The 822-nt window shown below is 50.7% G+C and carries 1 protein-coding gene; it reads right to left on the bottom strand.

Annotated features, from left to right (window positions below):
• Positions 1-158: 158 nt before the first annotated feature.
• Complete coding sequence (locus XarbCFBP7408_RS22625; protein ID WP_146093836.1) at positions 159-587, bottom strand: hypothetical protein; 429 nt, start codon at positions 585-587, stop codon at positions 159-161.
• Positions 588-822 lie beyond the last annotated feature (235 nt).

Below are 822 nucleotides of genomic sequence, written 5' to 3'. Positions count from 1 at the left end.
TCACGCGCTTCGAGAAGTTGGACGTCATGTTCCTTGGATTCCTCAACTTCGTCCTGGTCGTTGATGGGCTTCGGATGTGTTAACAGGCCCTAATTCAACAGCGCGCGCAAACGAAGGGAATGCCAATGGCATGAGAAGGAGTGGCAGGACCAACAACCTCAACAATTTCCGGTACAAATCTTCGTCAATGACTGGGTGCATGTCGCACGCGCCTCGCAGCGGTAGTCGCCGTAGTCTGCTTTCATCTGTGGAGTGATGTTGCGCGGAGCCATGATAGCGCGATCCGCGTCATTTTCAATCAACAACCCTGGCACCGACTGCGTCGCGCTCTGTATCCCGACCAGCGACAGGATTGCATAGACACGACTGGCCGTTAGGCCGCTCAGTTCTCGATACGAGAAGATGGTGACACCCTTTTCATTGAACTCCACACTCTCAAAAAATCGTCGGGCGGCAGCAGCCGATAGAGTATTAAGTGGTGAATCAATCGGTTGTTGCAGTCCATGAAAATTCTTCAAACTTTTTATGAAAGCGAGAAAGTTGTTGCATGGATTGTTGCGCGTGCATCCTACCGACTGAGAAGCCATCAAAGAATTGATACTGATCACTTTTCACTTAGATTCTATGGAAATCCGCAAACTACATGTCTCATATGCTTTTTAGGATCCAGGCAATCCAGGCAACCTTTTCATTCAGAGGGCGCCGCCAGCATGGCATCCAACGCTGGCTTAGCAGGCTGCTGAAATACCTCTCAGCTCGTAGACTACTTGAGTCGGAACATCCCCCACTACCATGCGTGGCGTAGACGTCTTCAGCGAGCAG

Origin of the sequence: Xanthomonas arboricola pv. guizotiae, assembly GCF_002940205.1 — a bacterium.
In the GTDB taxonomy this organism is placed as follows: domain Bacteria; phylum Pseudomonadota; class Gammaproteobacteria; order Xanthomonadales; family Xanthomonadaceae; genus Xanthomonas; species Xanthomonas arboricola_C.
This window is presented reverse-complemented; position numbering and strand designations above follow the sequence as displayed.

Excerpts from the sequence above, each read along its gene's own strand:
- XarbCFBP7408_RS22625 (WP_146093836.1), bottom strand. The coding sequence starts at position 587 with ATGGCTTCTCAGTCGGTAGGATGCACGCGCAACAATCCATGCAACAAC.